A 24,242-nucleotide genomic window follows, 5' to 3' on the forward strand; every position below is an offset into this window, starting at 1 on the left:
TGGCAAGAAACGGGGTGTATTAAAAATGGGCACAATCCGTTCCAATCGTATTGGGGAACAGATGAAAAAAGAGCTTAGTGACATTATAGGCCGAAAAATCAAAGACCCCCGCGTAGGTTTTGTGACCGTTACGGCGGTAGATGTAACAGGTGATTTACAGCAGGCTACTGTTTATGTTTCTGTGTTTGGTGATGCCGATCAAAAGGAACAAACATTGCGAAGCCTAGCGAAAGCTACAGGTTTCATTCGTACGGAAATCGGAAAACGAATCCGCTTGCGTAAAACACCAGACATCTTTTTTAAATTTGATGAATCTCTAAATTATGGAAGCAAGATCGAAAGTCTTTTGTCTGATATCAAACGTGAAGATGAAGAAGACGAGGAAAACGAAGAGCATCCGAAACCATAATAGCAAATGGATAGGCAATTAATTTTGTCTATCCATTTTTTGCTTGTAAAAAAGAGATAATGTGATCAAAGGAGAAGCTTTTATGAGTGCAAGACAAGGAATTTTGGCATTGAAGAAACCTGCTGGTATGACATCACATGATTGTGTGGCAAAGATAAGAAGAATTTTTTCAACAAAAAAAGTCGGTCACACAGGTACATTAGATCCCGAGGTAACGGGGGTCCTTCCTATATGTATTGGAAGAGCGACTAAAATCGCAGAGTACATGTCAGACTACGGCAAGGAATATATAGGTGAGGTCACTTTAGGTTTTTCTACAGAGACAGAAGATGCTCACGGTGAAAGAGTAGAAGAAAAACATGTAGACAAGGATATCTCAATTTCTGATATAAAAGAAATTTTACAGTCTTTACAAGGAGAGATCGAACAGGTTCCTCCGATGTATTCAGCGGTTAAAGTTAACGGAAAAAAACTTTATGAATATGCGAGGCAAGGGTTGACTGTTGAACGGCCGAAACGTAATGTTACTATCCATGAGCTTCAGCTAATTAATGACGACAACTTAGATATGCTCAGCAAAGAACAACCTGTATTCTCATTCCGCGTACGATGTTCTAAAGGTACATACGTTAGGACGCTTGCTGTTGAGATCGGTGAAAGACTTGGATATCCGGCACATATGTCATCTCTGATCAGAACAGCATCAGGGCCGTTCTCAATCGAAGACTGTGTGACATTTGAGCAGCTTGAAAGCAGTGTGACGCCTTTAGAAGATTATCTGTTTCCTCTTGAAAAAGGAATCTCTCACTTTCCGAAATGGACAGTTTCAGAAGAGCTGTTTTTCAAAATAAAAAATGGTTCTGTGCTTGAAGCACCAAAAGATTTGGTAGAAAGCCCGTTTGGTGTTTATAATGAAGAAGGAAAATGTCTAGCCATTTATGAGAACCATCCTTCAAAACCAGGTTTAATAAAACCGGTTAAAGTGTTAGCCATTGATTAACGAAAGAAGTTAGTAGGTGAGTTTTTGGAAACGATTGTTATAAGTCATCCGCATCATTTTCAACAAGATAACCTTCCACCAACTTTTTTGGCTCTAGGTTATTTTGACGGGATTCATGTTGGACACCAACGTGTGATCAACACAGCAGTAGAGCTTGCTAAGAAGAACGACGCTGTTTCTGCTGTTATGAGCTTCCACCCGCATCCGTCTGTTGTATTAGGTAAGAGTGATCAAAATTGGACATATATCACACCTTTAGAAGAAAAGAAGAAGATTCTAGAGGAGATGGGTGTAGAGAGATTTTATCTTGTGAAATTCGATCAAGTTTTTGCAAATCTAGATACTCAGGAGTTTGTTGATCAGTATGTGATCGGTTTGAATGTAGTCCATGTAGTTACCGGATTTGACTTTTCATATGGGAAGTATGGAAAAGGAAGCGTTGAAACATTAGTAAAAGAATCTAACGGACAATTTGGACAAACGGTTATTGAAAAGATTGAAAAAGATGGTCACAAAATAAGTTCCACACTGATTAGAAACTGCCTTAAAGAAGGTCTTGTCGATGAGATTGAGCCTTACTTGGGCAGAAGATATAAGCTCAACGGCACGGTGACTCATGGGGATAAGCGTGGCCGTACGATTGGGTTCCCGACTGCTAACCTTGACACCGACCAATATTCACTGCCAAAAGTCGGTGTATACGCAGTTGAGGTTTCTGTCGATGAAAAAAGCTATTTAGCGATGGCGAATGTAGGCTATAAACCTACATTTAAGGATGATCAAAAAAAACCTTCACTCGAAGTTCATATCTTTGACTTCAACCACGAAATATATGGTGAAGAGGTTCGAATCACTTGGTTGAAAAGAATTCGTGATGAGAAGAAATTTAGTGGAATAGACGAGCTCATCGCACAGCTTCATGCCGATAAAAGCAAAACATATGAGATCACACAATCACTGTAATAAAAAACTTGCAATTATTCTATAAAAAGTCTATGATAATAACTGTACATTTTAATGTGCATATAACCATTGCTTGGCAAATCGAGTCACCGACGTTTGCTCGGTAATTGGTGTTTCTATTATTAAGGAGGTGAAAAGGATGGCTATTACTCAAGAGCGTAAGAACGAACTAATCAGCGAGTATAAGGTACATGATACGGACACTGGATCTCCAGAAGTTCAAATCGCTATCCTTACTGAACAAATCAATGAGTTGAATGATCACTTGCGTACACACAAGAAAGATCACCACTCACGTCGTGGTCTATTGAAAATGGTTGGTAAGCGCCGTAACTTGTTAACGTACCTACGTAACAAGGACATCACGCGTTACCGCGAATTGATCGGAAGACTTGGATTACGTCGTTAATCCAGCAAAGCGGGATATATTTCCCGCTTTTTTTATTGCAAGCATTCATCCATAAACGGCACTAAACATGTTATTCTTGGTATGTATGAGTAAATTCTTTCGAGTTTTTCTTTTTAGGAAGGACTACGTTAGGATATAATAGAACCATAATATGATAGGATTTTTCTAAGTGTTGAGAGGAGTACCAAGTAAAATGGATCAACAAAAAAGAACTTTTACAATGGACTGGGCGGGTAGAACGCTTACGTTCGAAATTGGAGAATTAGCAAAACAAGCGAACGGTGCTGTAATGGTCAGATATGGCGATACTGCAGTGCTTTCAACAGCTGTTGCATCAAAACAGCCTAAAAACCTTAGTTTCTTTCCGCTGACAGTAAACTACGAAGAGCGTTTATATGCAGTTGGTAAAATTCCAGGTGGATTTATCAAACGTGAAGGCCGTCCAAGCGAAAAAGCTGTTTTAGCGAGTCGTTTGATCGACCGTCCTATTCGTCCTCTATTCGCAGATGGTTTCCGTAACGAAGTACAAGTTGTCAGCACAGTAATGAGTGTGGATCAAAACTGTTCTTCAGAAATGGCTGCGATGATCGGATCATCACTTGCGTTGTCTATTTCTGATATTCCTTTTGAAGGACCGATCGCTGGAGTAACTGTTGGTCGAATCGAAGGCGAGTTTGTGATCAATCCAACGGTTGAGCAAAATGAAAAAAGTGATATTCAATTAATTGTTGCGGGTACTAAGCATGCCATCAACATGGTTGAAGCTGGTGCAGAAGAAGTTTCTGAAGAAGTGATGCTTGAAGCGATCATGTTCGGTCATGAAGAGATCAAGCGTTTAATCGCTTTCCAAGAAGAGATTGTTTCTGAAATCGGTAAGGAGAAGATGGAGATCGTTCTTCATGAGCTAGATAAAGATGTTGAACAAGAAGTTCGTGAATTTGTTGGAAACGATGTGAAAGAAGCAGTTAAGGTTGTTGAAAAGCATGCACGTCAAGAAGCTTTAGACGCTGTAAGTGCAAACGTCGCTTCTCGTTATGAAGAAGATGAAGATAAAGCCAGCGAAGCAAAAGAGGTTTTACATAAACTCATCAAAGAAGAAGTGAGACGCTTGATCCTTAAGGAGAAAGTTCGTCCGGACGGAAGAAAAACGGATGAGATCCGTCAACTTTCTTCAAAGGTAGGCATTTTAGCAAGAACTCATGGTTCAGGTCTATTTACACGTGGGCAAACCCAAGCACTCAGCATCTGTACATTAGGAGCTCTTGGCGATGTTCAAGTTCTTGATGGTCTTGGTGTGGAAGAGTCAAAACGTTTCATGCACCAATATAATTTTCCACCATTCAGTGTAGGTGAAACTGGATTTATGCGAGGACCAGGCAGACGTGAAATCGGACATGGTGCATTAGGTGAGCGAGCATTAGAGCAAGTGATTCCGAACGAAGAAGAGTTCCCATACACGATTCGTCTCGTTTCCGAAGTATTAGAATCCAACGGTTCTACATCACAAGCAAGTATTTGTGCAAGTACGCTTGCATTGATGGATGCTGGTGTTCCGATCAAAGCTCCTGTTGCAGGTATTGCTATGGGTCTGATCTCTGACGGTGAAGATGTAACAGTTCTAACAGATATTCAAGGCATGGAAGATCACCTTGGAGATATGGACTTTAAAGTTGCAGGTACACCTAATGGGATTACTGCTCTTCAGATGGACATTAAAATCTCAGGAATTAACCGTGAAATCCTTCAAGAAGCATTAACACAAGCAAAAGAAGGACGTATGATCATTCTAAAGTCTATGCTTGCTACACTTTCAGAATCTCGTACACAGCTTTCTCAATATGCTCCTAAGATCTTAACGATGAAGATCAATCCGGATAAGATCCGTGATGTAATCGGACCGAGCGGGAAGATCATCAACAAGATCATTGAAGAAACTGGCGTTAAGATTGATATCGAGCAAGACGGTACAGTCTTTATTGCTTCAACTGACGAAGCGATGAACAAAAAAGCGAAGAAAATCATTGAAGATATTGTTCGTGAAGTTCAAGTAGGAGAGTACTACATGGGCAAAGTAAAACGTATCGAAAAGTTTGGTGCGTTTGTTGAACTATTCAGCGGTAAGGATGGACTCGTTCACATCTCTGAACTTGCTGAAGAACGTGTAGGAAAAGTTGAAGATGTTGTGAAACTTGGTGACGAGATCATGGTTAAAGTTATGGAGATCGATAATCAAGGTCGCGTAAACTTATCGCGTAAAGTTGTACTGAAAGAAGAAAAAGCAAAGAACGAGCAGCAGCAAAACGTATAAAATAAATAGTAAAAGACTGTTTCATTACAGATACATTGTATCGTATGGGTCAGTCTTTTTTTTTGTCGTTTTTTTTTTTGCTCTTTGCTTATGGAGTGGCTGCAAAATCGCCAATACTACAATAATGAACTTGCTCGGGTTATATTTATAAACGTTCTAACCTGTCCAAATCGTACATACTTTGGTTACAGGGAGGGAGTTCACGTGAAAAATAAAATTCTTCAATGGTCATTAGTCGTTCTGGTTATCACTTCGATAGCGTTTTCGTTGCATAATCCATTTACAAGCACCTATATTGAGAGTTTAAAGGCTCAGAGTACAGCCGTTTCGCAAATGGAATCAAATTCAATCTATCAGCAGATCAAGGAAAAAGCAAAGGAGTTAAATCGTCCTCCTAAAAATGCAGAGATTGATCCAGTCTGGAAAGCCACTCCCGGTTATAATGGCATTGTTGTTGACATGGAAGCATCCTTTAAAGCGATGAAGAAAGCGAATAAATACGATCATAATAAGCTTGTTATAAAGCAAATAAATCCAAGTGTTCATCTTGAAGACCTTCCTGCATCACCTATCTATAGAGGTAACCCTGAAAAACCTATGGTTACACTTTTAGTGAACGTAGCATGGGGAAATGAGTACCTTCCTGGCATGCTCCAAACGATGAAGAAGAATAATGTGAAATCCACTTATTTTCTAGATGGGTCATGGGTGAAGAAGAACCCGTCACTCGCTAAAATGATTGCAGAAGAAAAACATGAGATCGGTAATCACGCTTACTCGCATCCAGATTTAAAAAAGATGACGAATTCACGTATAACCGAGGAACTTAAACAAACGAACGAAGTGATACATGCAACGCTCGACATACAGCCAAAATGGTTTGCTCCCCCGAGTGGCAGCTTTCGAAACGACGTTGTACAAATCGCTTCAGAGATGGATATGAAAACGATTCTTTGGACCGTTGATACGATCGATTGGAGAAAACCAAATCCTGATGAGATGGTAGGGAGGGTTCTTAGTAAAGTACATCCTGGTGCGATGATCTTAATGCACCCAACCGAATCATCTTCTGCCGGTCTTGATAAACTCATTAAAGGAATAAAAGAAAAAGGTTACAGCATCGGAACGGTATCTGACTTGATGGATGAAACGAGATTAGTACCTAAAACCATCAAGTAAAGTTGTGTACCTGTTATGATAATGGTATATTGTTCCTATGATTATTGTGGAACAACTGACAGCTAGGGGGAAACAAGTTTGATTAAAAGATATACATGCTCAAACGGCGTGCGAATCGTTTTGGAAAACATTCCAACAGTACGCTCTGTTGCGATCGGTGTATGGATCGGCACAGGCTCAAGATTTGAAAACACAAAAAACAACGGAATTTCGCATTTTCTCGAGCACATGTTCTTTAAAGGAACTAAGACGAGAACTGCACGAGAAATTGCCGAATCTTTTGATAGCATCGGTGGACAAGTGAATGCTTTCACTTCAAAAGAATACACATGTTATTATGCAAAAGTCCTAGATACGCATTCACCATATGCACTTGAAGTATTAGCGGACATGTTTTTCAACTCTACCTTTGATGAGGGAGAATTATTAAAAGAAAAGAATGTTGTCTTAGAAGAAATTAAAATGTATGAAGATACACCTGATGATATTGTTCATGATATGTTAAGCCGTGCTAGTTTTCAAAATCATGAACTCGGTTTTCCCATCTTAGGTACAGAAGAAACATTGAACACATTTACCGGGAATACACTTCGAGATTATATGGATACTCATTATGTTCCGGAAGAAGTAGTCATTTCTGTTGCAGGAAACGTCGATGAATCGTTCATAAAGGAAGTTGAGAAATGGTTCGGTGATTATAAAACAAGTGGCATCATCAAACCAGAAATTCAATCTCCCGTTTTTTATCCTGAGAAGCTATCTCGTAAAAAAGAAACAGAACAAGCACATCTTTGTCTCGGCTTCCCTGGACTATCTCTAAAAGACAAACGCAGCTATAGTTTGATCATTCTAAATAATATCTTTGGATCAAGCATGTCGAGCCGTTTGTTTCAAGAAGTAAGAGAGCAAAAAGGTTTAGCGTATTCTGTTTTCTCATACCATTCAGCGTTCCAGGATAATGGGATCTTTACGATTTATGGAGGAACGGCTCCACATCAATTAGATGAATTGTATAATACGATATTAAATATTGTAGATGATTTAAAAGAGAACGGAATTACTGACAAAGAATTGAAGAACTCTAAAGAACAGATAAAAGGAAACTTGATGCTGAGTCTTGAAAGCACGAACAGCAGAATGAGCCGAAACGGAAAACATGAGCTCATCTTAGGTTACCACCGTACCCTTGATGATATGGTCGAGTCAATCGATAACGTGTCAAAAGACGATGTGAACACGTTGGTTCAGTCTATCTTCAGCGAAGGATGTTCAGCTTCCCTAGTGAGTCCTCAAGGTGAACTTCCGAAAGGACTTCAATAGCATATCTACTCATTACAACGAAACCCGGAATTCATCCGGGTTTTTTTGCGTTTTCAGATACCTTCTATAAAAATGGGCTTTGTGTTTTCTGAATGCCCCAAACATAGGAGTTGCTCATGAATATAATGGTGTTGATTGAAAGCTTATGATCGTGTTAATTAGCGAAATAGAAACGACTATTAAATATGAGTTATACCGTTGTGCAGAATGTCTTTCTGTAACCAGATAGGCGGGGTGTTCATATGATGGTGAACGTGGATAGTTATCCCCTGCAAGAAAAGGAACAACGGAGAAAGGGGAGAAAGAATGTTAACGGATTTGCATATCGCAGTTTTTGGCGGCGATGCGAGGCAGTTGGAAGTTATTCGGAAACTAACAGAACTGGATGCGATACTTACACTAATCGGTTATGACCAACTTGATCATGGATTTACGGGAGCTTCAAAAATGGATATAGATGAAGTCGATTTTTCAAAGTTAGACAGCATCATTCTGCCTGTAAGCGGAACAGGGCTGCAGGGGGAGATCGATACTATTTTCTCTAATAAAAAAATGATTCTTACAGAGGAGCACCTTAACCAGACGAAAGACCATTGCCAAGTATTTTCGGGTATCAGCAATTCTTATTTAGATGCTATCACAAAGAACAGCAATAGAAAGCTAACAAAATTATTTGAAAGAGATGATGTGGCGATCTATAACAGTATCCCTACTGTTGAAGGAACGATCATGATGGTCATCCAGCACACGGATATCACCATCCATCAATCTAATACAGTTGTTCTAGGATTCGGACGTGTCGGGATGAGTGTGGCAAGAACATTCCAAGCATTAGGAGCTCGTGTGAAAGTGGGAGCGAGAAAATCTGAACATATGGCAAGGATCTCTGAGATGGGGATGATTCCATTTCATTTAGATGATTTAAAGAATGAAGTCTATGAAACGGATGTTTGCATTAATACCATTCCAACACAGATTGTTAATGCAGATGTGATCTCGAAGTTTCCTTCCCATACATTAGTGGTTGATCTGGCTTCAAAACCAGGAGGCACTGATTTCAGGTATGCAGAAAAACGCGGGATCAAAGCACTTCTTGCACCAGGATTGCCAGGAATCGTCGCTCCTAAGACAGCGGGTAAGATTGTTGCAAATGTACTTTCGCAGCTCTTAATCAATGAATTTAAGCGGAAGGGGTAATTATCATGGATTTTAAAGGTAAGCATATCGGGTTTGGCTTAACAGGATCTCACTGCACGTACGATGCTGTGTTTCCACAGATTCAAAAGCTTGTAGAGCTCGGAGCGAATGTTTCGCCATTCTTTACACATACCGTAGGACATACGTCTACACGTTTTGGAGAAGAAGGGGAATGGGTGGAAAAGATTAAACAGATTACTGGAAACGAACCAGTAGATTCTATTGTGAAAGCTGAACCCTTTGGACCAAAAACACCACTAGATTGTATGGTCATTGCTCCGTTGACCGGAAATTCGATAAGCAAGTTTGCTAATGCTATGACAGATTCTCCTGTATTAATGGGAGCAAAGGCAACACTTCGTAACCAAAAACCGGTCGTTCTTGGAATATCTACAAATGACGGTCTAGGATTGAACGGTGTAAATATTATGAGGTTGATGGCAACTAAAAATATTTATTTCATTCCGTTCAGTCAAGACGATCCAGTCAAAAAGCAAAATTCCTTAGTCGCTCATATGGACACACTCATTGAAACGATTGAGCTAGCGATTGAAGGGAAACAGCTCCAGCCTGTTCTTAGGGTAAGAGATTTAGGGTAATCGATCGAACAACAGAAGAAAATCCGTTCATAACACCAAAGTTTATGATAAAATATGATAAATTATATGGATTAACTAGGAGGAACTAAATCTTTGAGTTTCTCCTTCTGTTGTAGATTGCTTACCTTAAACAATAAAGGAGTTAATAAAGTATGAGCCAAAAATCATTTCATGTAGCTGTAGTAGGAGCGACTGGCGCAGTTGGCCAGCAGATGTTAAATACTTTAAGTGAAAAAAACTTTCCAATAAAAAAATTATCTCTTCTTGCAAGTAAAAGATCAGCAGGACAGGTCATCACGTTTAATGGAGAATCTCATACGATTCAAGAAGCAACTCCTGAAGCTTTTGAAGGTGTTGATCTAGCATTGTTCTCTGCAGGTGGTTCTGTTTCCAAAGCTCTTGCACACGAAGCGGTGAAGAGGGGTGCGATCGTTGTAGACAACACGAGCGCATTCAGAATGGATCCGAACGTACCACTCGTTGTACCTGAGGTAAATGAAGGAGACCTATTAAAACATAACGGAATCATTGCGAATCCGAACTGTTCGACGATTCAGATGGTCGTTGCCCTTCAGCCTCTTCACGAAAAATTCGGTCTTAAAAAAGTAATCGTTTCTACTTACCAAGCGGTTTCAGGAGCGGGAGCTAAAGCTGTTGAAGAGCTAAAAGAACAATCGAGAGCAATTTTGAACGATGAATCATTTGAGGCTTCTATCATGCCTTGCGCCTCAGACAAAAAGCACTATCAGATCGCATTTAACGCGGTTCCACAGATTGATAAATTTGAAGAGAACGGTTATACGTTTGAAGAGCTTAAGATGATGAACGAAACAAAGAAAATCATGCATTTAGAAAATCTAGAGATCGCAGCAACTTGTGTACGATTACCAGTAGAGACAGGACACTCAGAGTCTTTATATGCAGAGTTTGAAAATGGTAACCCATCCGTTCAAGAAATAAGAGAACTACTTAAAACAGCTCCTGGTATTACCCTTCAGGATCAGCCTGAAGATCAGATCTATCCTATGCCAGCAATAGCTGCAGGTCTGCCTGACGTTTTTGTTGGTAGAATACGTAAAGACTTAGACCGTGACAACGCCTATCACATGTGGGTCGTGTCAGATAACTTACTTAAAGGTGCTGCATATAACTCGGTACAAATCGCAGAGAGCTTGATTAAACTAAATCTGCTTTAATTAAATAAAGAAGGTGCATTTATGAAGATAATCGTTCAAAAATTTGGGGGAACTTCTTTAAAAGATGATACAGGCCGCATTGAGGCAATTCGTCATATTAAAAATGCGGTAGAAGAAGGCTATAAAGTAGTATGCGTCGTTTCAGCGATGGGACGGTTCGGTGATCCTTATGCGACGGATACTCTATTAAGCCTTGTAGGAGATAAGAACAAGATTTCTAATCGAGAACAAGATCTTTTGTTGTCTTGCGGAGAAATTATTTCATCAGTCGTATTTTCTGGATTGTTAAATACAACAGGTCTTTCCTCTGTAGCGTTAACAGGTCCACAAGCAGGGTTCAGAACAAATGATGACTTTTCTAATGCAAGAATTATAGACATGAAAGTAGATCGGTTAAAGTCAGAACTTGAAAACCATCAAGTAGTTGTTGTTGCAGGCTTTCAAGGACAATCAAAATCTGGGGATATCGCAACACTTGGTAGAGGTGGAAGCGACACGAGTGCTTCGGCATTAGGTGCTGCTTTAGAAGCTGAGTTTATCGATATATTTACAGATGTTGAAGGGGTTATGACTGCTGATCCTAGGCTTGTTAAAGATGCAAGACCATTATCTGTCGTAACCTATGCAGAGATCTGCAACATGGCTTATCAAGGAGCAAAGGTCATTCATCCACGTGCTGTAGAGATCGCCATGCAGGCTAAGATACCGTTACGAATTCGATCAACGTATTCAGATCTTCCGGGGACGCTTGTTACATCAGCCATAAAAGGACCTGCCGGTAAAGATGTACAAGAATCAATCATTACGGGTATTGCACATGTCTCAAACATTACCCAAATTAAAGTGTATGCGAACGATGGGCAATATGATCTTCATACAAAAGTGTTCAAAGCCATGGCACAAGAACAAATTTCAGTAGACTTTATTAACATAAGCCCTAAAGGTGTCGTATATACGATCATGGAAGACAAGACAGATTTGGCATTAGCAAAATTAAATGCTCTAGGATACGAACCTGAAGTGAACAGAGATTGTGCAAAAGTATCGGCAGTTGGAGCTGGCATCGCAGGCACTCCAGGTGTTACAGCGGCTATCGTAGAATCACTGTCTAGCAGGAACATACAAATCTTACAATCTGCTGATTCACATACTACGATTTGGGTGCTCGTAAAGAAAACGGACCTTATTGAATCAGTAAATGCTCTTCATTCCGCTTTTCGTTTGAATGAGGAAGGAATATCTGCGAACTTACAAGAAATTGTACAGCAGCAGTTTAATGAGTATTGAGGAGTGAAGGAAATGAATTTCGGAAGTATTAGTACCGCGATGGTAACGCCTTTTGACAGCAAAGGGAACATCGATTTTGGCAGAACGACGAAACTGGTAAACCATCTGATCAACAATGGAACAGATAGTCTTGTAGTAGCAGGGACTACCGGAGAATCAGCGACATTAACGACAGAAGAAAAAATAGCACTTTTTAAACACGTGGTAAAAGTGGTCGATGGAAGAGTTCCTGTGATCGCAGGTACGGGTAGTAATAATACGAAAGCATCCATCGATCTTTCAAAAAAAGCTGAAGAAATCGGTGTGGATGCCATTATGATCGTAGCACCGTATTATAATAAACCAAGTCAGGAAGGAATTATCGCTCATTATAAGGCTATTGCAAGTGCGGTAAGCCTTCCGATCATGGCGTATAACATCCCGGGAAGATCAGTGATCACATTTTCTGTTGATACAGTTCTTCGACTAGCTGAAGTGCCGAACATTGTTGCCTTAAAAGATGCAGGCGGAAATTTGGATACGATGAGTGAAGTGATTGAAAATACGCCTGACGATTTTGTCGTTTACTGTGGTGATGATGGTTTGACCCTTCCTTCTTTAGCGATAGGAAGTGCGGGAATCGTTTCAGTGGCTTCACATGTGATCGGTAACGAGATGCAGATGATGATCAAGGCGTTTAGAGACGGTGAGAATAAAGAAGCTGCGCGTATTCATAGGAAGTTGCTTCCGGTTATGCAAGAGCTCTTTAAAGCGCCGAGTCCTGCTCCAGTAAAGACAGCGCTACAAGTAAGAGGGCTTAATGTCGGCGGTGTTAGATTACCGTTACTGCCTTTAAACCAATCTGAAAGAGAAGCACTCTCAAACAGATTAAACAGCTTATAAAAATAGACTGGGTTTTCTTTAGTTGATAAAAAAGGGCTTCGCATGTGAATTATATGTGTAGCCCTTTTTTTTGAGTACTAAATGCTGTATTTGTAGACGATAATGGTCTTGGTCCATCCTGCTACCAATCGAAAAAAATAAGTCAGCGTCTTTATGTAGACACGTTTTGTCGAAAATCGTTTAAATAATTTTATCCGTGAAATTATTGGCTTTATGTGTGAATAAATATTGATTTACCGTGAAAATAAAACGGATTACCGTGAAATTATTAAACTTTTCGATTTTCACAAACAAAAGACGTTCAGCCAAACTAGATCCAATAGGAACCGCTATAACCTTATTTTTATTTGTCCTTTGCTCAGTCTTGTTTTGTATTCCTCTCATAGAGTATAATGTTTTTAAGTGACGTGATCGGGATTATAGATTTTTTACATACAACATAGGAGGAATATACACATTGTCAAAACAAAATAGAGATAAAATTAAAGTTTTTGCCCTGGGCGGAGTCGGTGAGATAGGCAAAAACATGTATGTTGTGGACACAGGTGAGGAAATTTTTGTCATGGACTCAGGTCTGATGTTTCCTCAAGAGGAAATGCTCGGGATCGATATCGTTATACCAGATGTGACCTACTTGAAGGAAAACCTGGAGCGTGTGACGGGAATCTTTTTAACTCATGCCCATGAAGACCATATCGGGGGACTTCCATATGTCTTAAGACAAGTACCCGTGCCCGTATATGGAACACGTTTGACGTTAGGACTTGTAGAAGCAAAATTAAAAGAAGCGGGACTTTTGCGTTCCACAGAATTAAATATGATTGAAACAAATCAAAAGCTTTCATTCAACAGTGCGAAGGTAAGCTTCTTCCACGTAAATCACAGTATTCCAGATGCAGTAGGAATTGCAATTCACACGTCACAGGGAATTATTGCAAATACTGGTGATTTCAAGATCGACCATACGCCGATCGATGGACAGCATACCGAATTTGGCAAGATCTCAAGCCTGGCTGAAGAAGGGGTACTGTGTCTGCTATCAGATAGTACGAATGCTGAGCGACCAGGGTCTACAGGTCCAGAAGCACAAGTTGGACAAGAGATCCTTGATGTATTCCAAGCGGCAAAAGGAAGAATAATCATTGCATCATTTGCTTCAAACGTCCACCGTGTTCAGCAGGTTATGAACGCAGCTGCAAAAACAAACAGAAAAGTCGCTGTTAACGGTAGAAGTATGGTAAAAGTTGTTGATATTGCTTCACAGCTAGGATATTTAACGATTGAAAAAGATCTATTAGTAACGATTGATCAAGCAAACGATTACAGCGATGAAAAAGTAGTCATCTTAACAACAGGTAGCCAAGGAGAATCTATGGCAGCATTGTCAAGAATGGCACAAAAATCGCATAAACAGATCGCTCTTCGTCCTTCAGATACAGTCGTAATTGCCGCTACCCCGATACCTGGCAATGAAACTTCAGTTGCAAAGATGGTCGATAAACTGATGCGTACAGGAGCAGACGTTATATTTGGTCAGAAAAAGGTCCATGTATCAGGACACGGTAGTGCTGAAGAACTTAAGTTCATGCTCAGTATGATGAGACCTAAATACTTTATGCCTGTTCATGGTGAATACAAGATGCAAAAAGCGCATCAAAAATTGGCGATTGAAGTTGGAGTTGAAAAAGACAACATCTTTATCGTGGATAAAGGTGAAGTTGTAGAGTTCGCTAACGGATTCGCTCAAAAAACTGGAAAAGTACCTTCAGGAAACGTATTAGTAGATGGTCTTGGTGTAGGAGATATCGGAAACATCGTGCTTCGTGACCGTAAACTTTTATCACAAGACGGTATCTTAGTGGTCGTTGTTACGATCAGTAAAGATTCTCATAAGCTGATCTCAGGACCTGAGATCATCTCAAGAGGCTTTGTGTACGTACGTGAAAGTGAAGCTCTTCTTCAAGAAGCGAATACGAAAGTTCGTGATGTTCTTGAAAAATGCATGAACGAAAATATGAAAGAATGGTCTAGTCTCAAATCAAACGTAAGAGATACATTAAGTCAGTATCTGTTTGAAAAAACGAAGAGAAGACCGATGATCATGCCGATCATTATGGAAATTTAACCCGCTGCTAAAGCGGGTTTTTTATTTTTTTATCATATGAATGGAAATAACGCCCATACTAAGAAGAACCTAACTTAGAAGGGGTATGAATTTATGGATCAGACACCAGAAACAGAAGCACCACAAACGGATGCACCTAAGAAAGATGATAGCTCGGGTCTTATACAGAAGATACAGTCGTTAGGACAAACGAACGTACCAACAATGGAAGGATCGAGCATACATTGTTTGACGATCGTGGGACAGATCGAAGGTCATATGCAGCTCCCTCCAAACAACAAAGCAACTAAATACGAACATTTGATTCCGCAATTAGTTGCCATCGAACAAAATCATAAGATTGAAGGACTTCTTGTGATTCTGAATACAGTTGGCGGAGACGTTGAAGCTGGACTCGCTATCTCTGAGATGATTGCTTCCCTCTCAAAGCCTAGTGTATCCCTCGTATTAGGAGGAGGACATTCCATTGGAGTTCCGATCGCGGTCAGCGCTGATTATTCCTTTATCGCACCAACGGCTACTATGACGATTCATCCGGTTCGATTAACAGGTCTTGTCATCGGAGTACCACAAACGTTTGAGTATTTAGACAAGATGCAGGATCGTGTTATCTCTTTCGTAACGAGTCATTCCGAGATCACAGAAGAGCGGTTTAAAGAACTGATGTTTTCTAAAGGGAATCTGACTCGAGATATTGGTACGAATGTAATTGGAACAGATGCGGTAAGTGATGGACTCATAAACGAAGTAGGCGGAGTAGGTCAAGCGATCAAGAAGTTGAATGAGTTGATCGATGCAAACAAAAAAGATGAGGATAAAGGGTTAACACAATGATCTGGTATACGATGCAGCCTTTTGAATTGATGTTTCCGGAAGAAGGAAACGAACAGTCGGCGCAGAATGTAATACTTTATAATAATGTACCTGTTCTCGTAGAACGTATGGGTGATGAGAAAAGAATCGTCCAGATCATGAGCACAGACCCTTCTCATTTTTTACTAGAAGACTGTCAACCTGGAATGGTGCTGCGAAACTTTTGAAAAAGTCATCTAAGAATTATGCTATACTATCTTAAAGCAGCCTTCTGATTTGCAGGGCTGCTTTTCTTTCTATTTTTGTTCATACATACATAATATTGCATGCTAGTGAGGTGAAAAAAATGGCAAAAAACAAAAAAAAGAAAGCGAAGAATAAAGGCCGATGGAAAGAGCAGCTGACATTCGAGATAGCAGGGCTTACCATCTTGGCACTGTCCTCTCTAGCACTTGCTAAGATGGGCAATGTAGGAATGGCTTTTGTTCATCTACTGCGATTCTTTAGTGGAGAATGGTACGGCATCCTCTTGCTTGCTTGTATTTTATTATCCTTTTATTTGATATGGAAGAGAAGCTGGCCGGTTTTAGTATCCAAAAAATTAACAGGTGTTTATATACTTTTCTTTTCATTTTTAGTGTTGAGCCACTTAACTTTATTTGAACATTTAACAAACGGTGGAGAATGGAAAGATGCATCGGTCATAAGGAACACGTGGGATCTTTATTGGATGCAGCTTCAAGGGGAAACTTCGACCAATGATATTGGTGGAGGTCTTGTAGGAGCTATCGGTTTTGCTCTTTTTTACTTTTTGTTTGGTGCTGGAGGAACAAAACTTGTCATCTTCTTTTTGATAATAGGAAGCCTTCTGTTGATATCCGGTAAATCGTTATCAGTTCTTCTTCAGAAACTAGTCGATACTTCGGGTTCAGCAACTTCTAAAATAAAAGAATACTTAGAAGAAAAGAAGACTGCACTTTCTGAAGAGAGAAGTAAAAAAGTAAAAGAAAAGAAAAATTTAAAACCGGCAACTGTTGATGATGAAGAAGATACTGAAGAGATCATCATTTCTGAAGATCCAGTAATTGAAGACTTCACAAAAAGAGTTCAACAAACAGAGAGCGGCGTTCAGTTGAAATTTGCACCTCAGATGTACGGTGAGAGCGAAGAAAAAGAAGCTGTAAAGGATGTTAATAGAGGTGAAGATGAGCCGACACCTTCACCTCTACCTGTTAATTTTGGTGATGAAGTGATTCAGAACGAACATTATCAGCTTCCGACAATGAAGCATCTCAGAACGCCTCAAAACAGTGGGCAGCATAAAGACAAGCAATATGCAGCTAGCAAGAGCAACGCAAAAAAACTTGAAAAAACGTTCGAGAGTTTTGGAGTCAAAGCAAAAGTTCTTAAAGTTCATCTCGGTCCTGCCGTTACAAAATACGAAGTGTACCCAGATGTGGGTGTTAAGGTAAGTAAGATCGTGAACCTATCAGATGACTTGGCTCTCGCTCTAGCTGCAAAAGATATTCGGATCGAAGCGCCTATACCAGGAAAATCAGCCGTTGGGATCGAGGTGCCGAATCAAGAGATCTCGATGGTAACATTAAGAGAAGTCCTTGAGGCGCCGCAGTTCTCTGGCCAACAATCACCACTCGCGATTGGTCTAGGCAGGGATATCTCAGGTGAACCGATTATCGCAGATCTTTCTAAGATGCCTCACTTGCTTGTTGCAGGAGCAACCGGAAGCGGTAAAAGTGTGTGTGTAAACGGAATTATTACGAGTATTCTGATGAGAGCTAAGCCACACGAAGTGAAAATGATGATGATTGATCCAAAGATGGTAGAATTAAATATGTATAATGGGATACCTCATCTTCTGGCACCAGTCGTAACTGAGCCGAAGAAAGCAGCTCAAGCTTTAAAACGGGTTGTCTCTGAGATGGAACGCCGGTATGAGCTATTCTCGCATAGTGGTACTCGAAACATCGAAGGTTACAATGAATCTATTCGAAAACAAAACGCTAAAGGTGATGCAAAACAGCCTTTCTTACCTTATATCGTGGTTATTGTTGATGAACTTGCTGATCTGATGATGGTTGCCTCAGGTGATGTTGAGGATGCGATCACCCGTCTTGCTCAGATGGCTCGAGCAGCAGGGATCCACTTAATTATTGCGACCCAGCGCCCGTCAGTTGATGTAATTACAGGTGTTATTAAAGCGAATATACCATCTAGAATCGCGTTTAGTGTATCCTCACAAACGGACTCAAGAACGATACTTGATATGGGAGGGGCAGAGAAGCTTTTAGGAAGAGGAGATATGTTGTTCTTCCCTTCAGGAGCTTCAAAACCTGTTCGCGTTCAAGGTGCGTTTTTATCAGATGAAGAAGTAGAGGCGATCGTAGATCATTGTGTTTCGCAACAAAGAGCTCAATATCAAGCAGAGATGATTCCTACAGAAGAAGCAGAACCAGCAGTCATGGAATCGGAAGATGACTTGTTTACAGATGCTGTCAGACTTGTCGTTGATATGCAGACAGCTTCGGTTTCCATGCTTCAAAGAAGGTTCCGCATCGGTTATTCGAGAGCAGCAAGGTTGATCGACTCGATGGAATCCAAAGGAATTGTAGGACCATATGAAGGATCGAAACCTAGAGAAGTGCTGATTTCTGCTATGCCGGACGAAAAAGAAGCATCTAGTTCATAAGTCTTAGGAAAACGAGCTCATAAGGGCTCGTTTTCATCTGTTATTGGAATTATATTCAATTTATGTAAAATCCAAAGAATACCTATTAAAAATTTGTAAAAATAGTATTTATTTATAGAATTAAAAATGGTATAGTAATGTCGATTCTACTAATAATTTGTCATACGTCGAACAACTTAGTTAAGGTGGTTTTGTAATGTCAATTAAAGCTGACCATCGCTTGTTATATATAAAAGTGATTGAAAAGTTAAAAAAAGATATTGAAGAAGGTATTTATAAAGAGGGAGAAAAGCTTCCTTCTGAATTTGAGTTATCTAAACAGCTCGGCATCTCAAGAGCTACACTGCGAGAAGCGCTTCGTATACTGGAAGATGAAAACGTGCTCATTCGAAAACATGGGGTTGGTACCTTTGTAAGAACTCGTGCTTTGTTCTCATCCGGTATTGAAGAACTCTACAGTGTGACCGATATGATAGAAAGAGGCGGCAAACGAGCCGGGACTATTTTCCTAACGTCACAGATGACGGATGTTACAGAAGAACTACTTAGCAAGTTTAATGATTCATTGCCTGAAGGACTCATGATGATGGAACGTGTCCGTACTGCAGATGGAGAACCAGTTGTCTTTTGTAAAGATCATATGCCAGCACACCTTTTCCCTGCAAAAGGTTTACACGATTATGAATCATTCTTAGAGATGTTGGAAAAAGAAACGGGTAGACGTGTTATGTATGCGGTAACAAACATTGAACCGATCGGATATCACGACAGAGTTTCTGAAATATTGGAAAGCGATGAACGCGTTCCACTCCTCATCTTAAAACAAATGCACTACGATCAATTTGATGAACCTGTACTCTATTCTTGCAACTATTTTAGATCTGATAAGTTTATGTTCTCTGTTTTAAGAAAGCGCTTATAGTTAAAGTCTTTTTTAGGGGGTGATCGGTACTTTATTTTGCAGCATTGGTTTTAGTCATTAAAATGAAAACACTTACAGGGGGAAAATGACTTGAAAAAGAAATTAGGATTAATGGTAACTGCAATGTTAACTGCCGGTACGATTCTTGCCGGATGTGGATCTTCTGATGACGGGAAGTCTTCTGGCGGAGGAGAGAAAAAAGACTTTAAAGTAGCGATGGTAACAGATACTGGCGGTGTAGACGATAAGTCGTTTAACCAGTCAGCTTGGGAAGGTCTAACAAAGTTTGGTAAAGATAATAGTTTAGAAGAGAGCAAAGGTTACAAATACTTGCAATCTACTGCGCAAAGTGATTACAAGCCGAACTTAAACTCACTGATTCGTCAAAAATACGATGTAGTTTTCGGGATCGGATTCTTAATGGGAACTGACGTAGAAACAGTAGCGAAGCAACAGCCTGATGCAAAGCTTGCAATCGTTGATATGGTTGTTAAAGGTGATAACGTAGCGAATATTACGTTCTCTGAGCATGAAGGTTCATTCTTAGTAGGTCTAGTAGCTGGAATGCAATCTAAAACGAACAAAGTAGGATTCGTTGGTGGTGTAAACAGTGAACTGATCAAGAAGTTTGAAAACGGATTTAAAGCTGGAGTATTAACAGCGAATCCTAAAGCTGAAGTAATGGTTCAATATGCAGAAGACTTCAACAAAGCTGAAAAAGGACAACAGATCGCTAACACGTTCTATCAACAAGGAGCTGACGTAATCTATCATGCTGCTGGTGGAACAGGGATGGGTGTGTTCACTGAAGCGAAGAACCGTAAGAAAAACGGTGAAGATGTTTGGGTAATCGGTGTTGACCGTGACCAACACGAGGAAGGTATGCCTGAGAACGTAACACTTACTTCAATGGTAAAACGTGTAGACCAAGCAGTTTATGAAGTTTCTGAGCAAGCGATGAACGGTAAGTTCCCAGGTGGGAAAATTGTAGAATTCGGTCTTAAAGAAGATGGAGTAGGTATCGCTCCAACTCAAGAGAACGTTGAAGAGAAATCACTTCAATCTGTTGAAGATTTCAAAAAGAAAATCATCGCTGGCGAAGTGAAAGTTCCTAAGACAGACGCTGAATTTGAAGAGTTCAAAAAGAACTTAAAATAATTCAAGTGAAATGAATAATAGGCCAGGACTTGGCATGAGCCAAGTCCTTCCTTATGCATATAAGGGGGGAGCAAGAAAATGGAATATGTAATTGACATGCGCAATATCCGAAAAGAATTCCCTGGAATCGTAGCGAACGATAACATTACGCTACAAGTAAAAAAAGGGGAGATTCATGCATTATTAGGGGAGAACGGTGCAGGAAAATCAACATTGATGAACGTTTTGTTCGGTCTTTACGAACCAGAACAAGGCGAGATCTTCGTAAAAGGAAATAAAGTGGTGAACAATGATCCGAATATTGCCAACTCGCTTGGTATTGGGATGGTTCATCAGCACTTTATGCTCGTTGATAAGTTTACTGTAACCGAAAATATCATCCTTGGAAAAGAACCTACAAAAGGCGGAAAAGTTGATCTTCAGACAGCGGCTAAGGAAGTACAAGCTCTTTCTGATCAATACGGACTTCGTGTAGATCCTTACGCAAAGATAGAAGATATCTCAGTTGGTATGCAGCAACGTGTAGAAATTTTGAAAACGCTTTATAGAGGAGCGGATATTCTCATTTTTGATGAGCCTACAGCCGTGTTAACACCTCAAGAAATCGTAGAACTTATTCAGATCATGAAAAAGCTTGTTAATGAAGGCAAGTCTATCATCCTTATCACTCATAAACTAAAAGAGATCATGGAAGTATGTGACCGCTGTACGGTAATAAGAAGAGGTAGAGGCGTTGGTACGGTAGATGTTAGCGATTCTAACCCTGATTCTCTAGCAGCGATGATGGTTGGTCGAGAAGTAAACTTTAAAGTTGAAAAAGTGGATGCTGCTCCTAAAGAAGCTGTATTAAAGATTAAAGATCTTGTCGTTCATGATAGCAGAAAAGTACCAGCTGTAAACGGGTTGAACCTGACTGTACATGCAGGTGAGATCGTTGGAATCGCTGGAGTTGACGGAAACGGTCAATCTGAACTATTAGAGGCGATCACAGGTCTACATAAAGTCCACGAAGGATCGATACATCTGCGTGATAAAGAGATTACGAATAAGTCTCCTAGAAGTGTTACAGAGAATGGTCTGAGTCATATCCCGCAAGATAGACACAAACATGGACTCGTATTGGACTTTTCAGTAGGAGAGAACATGGTTCTTCAAACCTATTATCAGAAGCCTTATTCTAAATCTGGCATATTGAACTTTAAACCGATCTTTGACAAAGCTAAAAAGCTGATCGAGGAATACGATGTTCGTACACCTGATGCTTATACGCCAGCTCGTGCATTATCTGGTGGTAATCAGCAAAAAGCGATTATCGCTAGAGAAGTGGACAGGGATCCGGACTTTTTAATCGCTGCTCAGCCAACTCGAGGTCTTGATGTTGGAGCGATCGAATTCATTCATTCCAAGCTGATCGAACAAAGGGATAATGGAAAGGCTGTACTGCTTGTTTCTTTTGAATTGGAAGAGATCATCAACGTGAGTGACCGAATCGCCGTAATGTATGAAGGAAAGATTGTTGCGATCGTTAACCCGAAAGAAACAACAGAACAAGAACTGGGTCTATTGATGGCTGGAGGAAAGAGAGGTGCCGTTCATGCAGAATAATACAAACAAAATGAAGTTTCTTGTGCCTCTTATCTCTGTATTTTTAGGACTTCTTATCGGCGGTATCATCATGCTGATCAGTGGATATAAACCGATTGAAGCTTATGTAGCGCTTTTTCAAGGTATTTTTGGTGGATCATATTATATAGGTGAAACGATTAGACAGATGTCACCTCTTATCTTGTCAGGACTTGCTGTTGCATTTGCTTTTAGAACCGGACTATTTAATATCGGAGTAGAAGGACAGCTATTAGTCGGGTGGCTAGCTGCCGTGTATGTGGGTATATTTGTTGATGCCCCAGCAATCATTCATATTCCTCTCGCTGTACTTGCTGCAGGTGTTGCAGGTGCATTATGGGGATCTGTTCCAGGTATCTTAAAGGCGCGTTTTAAAGTTCATGAAGTAATCACAACGATTATGATGAACTATATTGCACTCTATAGCACAAATGAAATCATCCGTAATTTCATGCTTGCTCCGGGTGAGCGAACGGAAAACGTAAAAGAATCTGCTTCTCTTGCTTCACCGTTCTTACAGAGTGTTACTGAATATTCGACATTGCATTTTGGTATCATCATAGCAATCGTTGCAGCAGTAATCATGTGGTTTTTATTATGGAGAACAACATTAGGTTATGAGCTTCGTGCCGTAGGGTTCAACCAGCATGCATCTCAGTATGCTGGGATCAACGTGTCGAAAAACATCGTCCTATCTATGGCGATCTCAGGAGCATTCGCAGGGATTGCAGGAAGTATGGAAGGTCTCGGTACGTATCAATACATGACGATCAATGCTGGATTTACCGGTGTAGGATTTGATGGGATCGCTGTTGCACTTCTTGGTGCTAACAGTGCGATCGGTGTTATTTTAGGTGCTGCACTATTCGGCGGACTAAAGATTGGTGCACTGAACATGCAAGCTATAGCAGGTGTTCCAACTGAACTTGTAGGTGTTGTAATTGCTCTAATCATCTTCTTTGTTGCGTGCAGCTATCTTGTTCATTGGTTGATGAACCGTGTGAACAGAGGAGGTAAGATCTGATGAGTTTTATGGATATTCTAGCACTAATCATACCTGCTGCTATCGTTTCAGCTGCTCCTTTAATCTTTACCGCTCTTGGTGGCGTTTTTAGTGAACGTTCAGGAGTTGTAAATATCGGCTTAGAAGGCTTAATGCTATTCGGTGCTTTTACAGGCGCCGTAACGATCTATTATGGTGAGCAGTTCGGATTAGCTGGTGCAGCACCATGGGTCAGTTTTGTTGTAGCTATGATCGTAGGAGCTCTATTTGCATCCATTCATGCTGTTGCAAGTATCTCGTTAAAAGCGGACCAAGTCGTTAGTGGTGTTGCAATCAACTTCTTGGCTGCGGGGCTCGCGATCTTCTTAACAAAGAAAATCTTTAATGCAGGTCAAACGCCTGTAATTTCAGAACGTATCTCAAAAAGTGATATTCCGTTTCTGTCAGATATTCCGGTGATCGGAAAGTTATTCTTCTCAAATGCGTATCTGACTTCTTATCTAGCAGTATTTGTAGCTTTAATCGTATGGTATGTTCTTTACAAAACACCATTTGGTCTTCGTCTTCGTTCTGTAGGTGAACATCCGATGGCTGCAGATACGATGGGGATCAATGTTAAAAAAATGCGTTATGTTGGCGTTCTATTGAGTGGTGCTCTAGCTGGTCTAGGTGGAGCTGTATATGTAGCTTCTATCTCAGGGAACTTCACACACTCCACGATCACAGGACAAGGTTTCATGGCTCTAGCTGCGATGATCTTTGGAAAATGGCATCCACTAGGCGCATTAGGAGCTGCTCTATTCTTTGGTCTAGCACAAGCAATCAGTATTTCTGGAGCTCAGATTCCAGGTCTGCAAGATATTCCAAAAGTATTCTTGCTTATCGCTCCATACGTACTTACGATACTAGCTTTAGCAGGTCTTGTAGGCCGTGCGGATGCACCGAAAGCACTTGGAACACCTTATGAAAAAGGAAAAAGATAAAAAGTTGAATGTGGCTCACTGCCTGTCCCGCGGAAAACGAACATCCTGAAGCGGAGATCAACTGCTTTCAAAAACATCATTGTGTAACATATAATAAAAAAGTCTGCCGATAGGCGGACTTTTTTGTTTTTAAAAGGAGGAATGTCATGTCAGGTATCG

The 24,242-nt window shown here is 40.3% G+C and carries 21 protein-coding genes; all 21 read left to right on the forward strand.

Translation table 11 applies throughout. The features are described from left to right. Window positions 1–25 precede the first annotated feature (25 nt). The 21 genes from rbfA (at window position 26) to HU823_RS00625 (ending at window position 24,083) form a co-directional block, all read left to right on the forward strand. Window positions 26–409, forward strand: coding sequence for a 30S ribosome-binding factor RbfA (gene rbfA, locus HU823_RS00525; RefSeq protein WP_197220794.1), 384 nt, complete (start codon window positions 26–28; stop codon window positions 407–409). 82 nt (window positions 410–491) lie between these two features. Continuing rightward, on the forward strand, window positions 492–1,409 hold the full coding sequence (truB, locus tag HU823_RS00530; RefSeq protein WP_197220795.1) for a tRNA pseudouridine(55) synthase TruB: 918 nt from the start codon (window positions 492–494) through the stop codon (window positions 1,407–1,409). Between the two features lie 24 nt (window positions 1,410–1,433). After that, window positions 1,434–2,372 (forward strand): riboflavin biosynthesis protein RibF, encoded by a 939-nt coding sequence (gene ribF, locus HU823_RS00535; RefSeq protein WP_197220796.1) that lies wholly within the window; start codon window positions 1,434–1,436, stop codon window positions 2,370–2,372. A 139-nt stretch (window positions 2,373–2,511) separates the two neighbouring features. Next, window positions 2,512–2,781 (forward strand): 30S ribosomal protein S15, encoded by a 270-nt coding sequence (gene rpsO / locus HU823_RS00540; protein WP_066240919.1) that lies wholly within the window; start codon window positions 2,512–2,514, stop codon window positions 2,779–2,781. 193 nt (window positions 2,782–2,974) lie between these two features. Further along, window positions 2,975–5,089 (forward strand): polyribonucleotide nucleotidyltransferase, encoded by a 2,115-nt coding sequence (pnp, locus tag HU823_RS00545; protein ID WP_144700702.1) that lies wholly within the window; start codon window positions 2,975–2,977, stop codon window positions 5,087–5,089. 204 nt (window positions 5,090–5,293) lie between these two features. Continuing rightward, the gene (locus HU823_RS00550) at window positions 5,294–6,268 is read left to right on the forward strand and encodes a polysaccharide deacetylase family protein (protein WP_260858572.1); all 975 of its coding nucleotides are present in this window, start codon (window positions 5,294–5,296) and stop codon (window positions 6,266–6,268) included. A gap of 78 nt (window positions 6,269–6,346) precedes the next feature. After that, a complete protein-coding gene (locus HU823_RS00555; protein WP_144700698.1) occupies window positions 6,347–7,588 on the forward strand; it encodes a M16 family metallopeptidase in 1,242 nt (413 codons plus the stop codon). A gap of 306 nt (window positions 7,589–7,894) precedes the next feature. Further along, window positions 7,895–8,785, forward strand: coding sequence for a dipicolinic acid synthetase subunit A (gene dpaA, locus HU823_RS00560; RefSeq protein WP_144700696.1), 891 nt, complete (start codon window positions 7,895–7,897; stop codon window positions 8,783–8,785). A gap of 5 nt (window positions 8,786–8,790) precedes the next feature. Next, window positions 8,791–9,384, forward strand: coding sequence for a dipicolinate synthase subunit B (gene dpaB / locus HU823_RS00565; protein ID WP_137789621.1), 594 nt, complete (start codon window positions 8,791–8,793; stop codon window positions 9,382–9,384). Between the two features lie 152 nt (window positions 9,385–9,536). Next, complete coding sequence (gene asd / locus HU823_RS00570) at window positions 9,537–10,580, forward strand: aspartate-semialdehyde dehydrogenase (RefSeq protein ID WP_144700694.1); 1,044 nt, start codon at window positions 9,537–9,539, stop codon at window positions 10,578–10,580. A gap of 21 nt (window positions 10,581–10,601) precedes the next feature. Next, window positions 10,602–11,867 (forward strand): aspartate kinase, encoded by a 1,266-nt coding sequence (dapG, locus tag HU823_RS00575; protein WP_144700692.1) that lies wholly within the window; start codon window positions 10,602–10,604, stop codon window positions 11,865–11,867. A 12-nt stretch (window positions 11,868–11,879) separates the two neighbouring features. Further along, window positions 11,880–12,749, forward strand: coding sequence for a 4-hydroxy-tetrahydrodipicolinate synthase (dapA, locus tag HU823_RS00580; RefSeq protein WP_197220798.1), 870 nt, complete (start codon window positions 11,880–11,882; stop codon window positions 12,747–12,749). A 457-nt stretch (window positions 12,750–13,206) separates the two neighbouring features. Continuing rightward, complete coding sequence (locus HU823_RS00585; protein WP_144700688.1) at window positions 13,207–14,874, forward strand: ribonuclease J; 1,668 nt, start codon at window positions 13,207–13,209, stop codon at window positions 14,872–14,874. A 93-nt stretch (window positions 14,875–14,967) separates the two neighbouring features. After that, window positions 14,968–15,708: a ClpP family protease gene (locus HU823_RS00590; RefSeq protein ID WP_197220799.1), complete on the forward strand. Its 741-nt coding sequence runs from the start codon at window positions 14,968–14,970 to the stop codon at window positions 15,706–15,708. Beyond that, window positions 15,705–15,914, forward strand: coding sequence for a YlzJ-like family protein (locus HU823_RS00595; protein ID WP_144700684.1), 210 nt, complete (start codon window positions 15,705–15,707; stop codon window positions 15,912–15,914). Before HU823_RS00590 ends, HU823_RS00595 begins: the two co-directional genes overlap by 4 nt. A gap of 119 nt (window positions 15,915–16,033) precedes the next feature. Continuing rightward, complete coding sequence (locus tag HU823_RS00600; protein WP_197220800.1) at window positions 16,034–18,394, forward strand: DNA translocase FtsK; 2,361 nt, start codon at window positions 16,034–16,036, stop codon at window positions 18,392–18,394. Window positions 18,395–18,590: 196 nt separating this feature from the next. Continuing rightward, window positions 18,591–19,316, forward strand: coding sequence for a GntR family transcriptional regulator (locus tag HU823_RS00605; RefSeq protein WP_066393804.1), 726 nt, complete (start codon window positions 18,591–18,593; stop codon window positions 19,314–19,316). Window positions 19,317–19,406: 90 nt separating this feature from the next. After that, entirely contained in the window at window positions 19,407–20,474 is a 1,068-nt protein-coding gene (locus HU823_RS00610) for a BMP family lipoprotein (RefSeq protein ID WP_305069399.1), read from the forward strand. A gap of 78 nt (window positions 20,475–20,552) precedes the next feature. Beyond that, window positions 20,553–22,079: an ABC transporter ATP-binding protein gene (locus tag HU823_RS00615; protein WP_197220801.1), complete on the forward strand. Its 1,527-nt coding sequence runs from the start codon at window positions 20,553–20,555 to the stop codon at window positions 22,077–22,079. Next, window positions 22,069–23,121, forward strand: coding sequence for an ABC transporter permease (locus HU823_RS00620; RefSeq protein WP_197220802.1), 1,053 nt, complete (start codon window positions 22,069–22,071; stop codon window positions 23,119–23,121). The genes HU823_RS00615 and HU823_RS00620 overlap by 11 nt, the downstream gene beginning before the upstream one ends. After that, window positions 23,121–24,083, forward strand: coding sequence for an ABC transporter permease (locus tag HU823_RS00625; RefSeq protein WP_197220803.1), 963 nt, complete (start codon window positions 23,121–23,123; stop codon window positions 24,081–24,083). Before HU823_RS00620 ends, HU823_RS00625 begins: the two co-directional genes overlap by 1 nt. Window positions 24,084–24,242 lie beyond the last annotated feature (159 nt).

Source organism: Fictibacillus sp. 18YEL24 (genome assembly GCF_015903855.1).
GTDB classification, from domain to species: Bacteria; Bacillota; Bacilli; order Bacillales; family Fictibacillaceae; genus Fictibacillus; species Fictibacillus phosphorivorans_C.

What these genes read in the sequence shown, in the direction of transcription:
- HU823_RS00600 (WP_197220800.1), top strand. Translation starts at nt 16,034, where the DNA reads ATGGCAAAAAACAAAAAAAAGAAAGCGAAGAATAAAGGCCGATGGAAA.
- HU823_RS00620 (WP_197220802.1), top strand. Translation starts at nt 22,069, where the DNA reads ATGCAGAATAATACAAACAAAATGAAGTTTCTTGTGCCTCTTATCTCT.
- dapA (WP_197220798.1), top strand. Translation starts at nt 11,880, where the DNA reads ATGAATTTCGGAAGTATTAGTACCGCGATGGTAACGCCTTTTGACAGC.
- dapG (WP_144700692.1), top strand. Translation starts at nt 10,602, where the DNA reads ATGAAGATAATCGTTCAAAAATTTGGGGGAACTTCTTTAAAAGATGAT.
- dpaA (WP_144700696.1), top strand. Translation starts at nt 7,895, where the DNA reads ATGTTAACGGATTTGCATATCGCAGTTTTTGGCGGCGATGCGAGGCAG.
- dpaB (WP_137789621.1), top strand. Translation starts at nt 8,791, where the DNA reads ATGGATTTTAAAGGTAAGCATATCGGGTTTGGCTTAACAGGATCTCAC.
- rbfA (WP_197220794.1), top strand. Translation starts at nt 26, where the DNA reads ATGGGCACAATCCGTTCCAATCGTATTGGGGAACAGATGAAAAAAGAG.
- HU823_RS00625 (WP_197220803.1), top strand. Translation starts at nt 23,121, where the DNA reads ATGAGTTTTATGGATATTCTAGCACTAATCATACCTGCTGCTATCGTT.
- rpsO (WP_066240919.1), top strand. Translation starts at nt 2,512, where the DNA reads ATGGCTATTACTCAAGAGCGTAAGAACGAACTAATCAGCGAGTATAAG.
- truB (WP_197220795.1), top strand. Translation starts at nt 492, where the DNA reads ATGAGTGCAAGACAAGGAATTTTGGCATTGAAGAAACCTGCTGGTATG.
- HU823_RS00615 (WP_197220801.1), top strand. Translation starts at nt 20,553, where the DNA reads ATGGAATATGTAATTGACATGCGCAATATCCGAAAAGAATTCCCTGGA.
- HU823_RS00595 (WP_144700684.1), top strand. Translation starts at nt 15,705, where the DNA reads ATGATCTGGTATACGATGCAGCCTTTTGAATTGATGTTTCCGGAAGAA.
- asd (WP_144700694.1), top strand. Translation starts at nt 9,537, where the DNA reads ATGAGCCAAAAATCATTTCATGTAGCTGTAGTAGGAGCGACTGGCGCA.
- HU823_RS00605 (WP_066393804.1), top strand. Translation starts at nt 18,591, where the DNA reads ATGTCAATTAAAGCTGACCATCGCTTGTTATATATAAAAGTGATTGAA.
- pnp (WP_144700702.1), top strand. Translation starts at nt 2,975, where the DNA reads ATGGATCAACAAAAAAGAACTTTTACAATGGACTGGGCGGGTAGAACG.
- HU823_RS00590 (WP_197220799.1), top strand. Translation starts at nt 14,968, where the DNA reads ATGGATCAGACACCAGAAACAGAAGCACCACAAACGGATGCACCTAAG.